Raw genomic sequence first — 254 nt, forward strand, 5'->3', positions numbered from 1 at the left:
AAATGGCGCGAGACGGAATCGAACCGCCGACACATGGAGCTTCAATCCATTGCTCTACCAACTGAGCTACCGAGCCTTATTGCGGGAGCAGGATTTGAACCTACGACCTTCGGGTTATGAGCCCGACGAGCTACCGAGCTGCTCCATCCCGCGTTAATACAAAAGGAGGATGTGGGATTCGAACCCACGCACGCTTTTACACGCCTGACGGTTTTCAAGACCGTTCCCTTCAGCCGGACTTGGGTAATCCTCCA

General features: G+C 54.3%; 3 tRNA genes. All 3 read right to left on the reverse strand.

What is annotated here, in order from left to right:
• Positions 1 to 3: 3 nt before the first annotated feature.
• Positions 4 to 76, reverse strand: a tRNA-Phe gene (locus tag HMPREF2764_RS06755).
• A gap of 3 nt (positions 77 to 79) precedes the next feature.
• A tRNA-Met gene (locus HMPREF2764_RS06760) sits at positions 80 to 153 on the reverse strand.
• Between the two features lie 10 nt (positions 154 to 163).
• Positions 164 to 253: transfer RNA gene (locus HMPREF2764_RS06765), tRNA-Ser, on the reverse strand.
• Position 254 lies beyond the last annotated feature (1 nt).

Source organism: Streptococcus sp. HMSC073F11 (assembly GCF_001810785.1).
Classification (GTDB): domain Bacteria; phylum Bacillota; class Bacilli; order Lactobacillales; family Streptococcaceae; genus Streptococcus.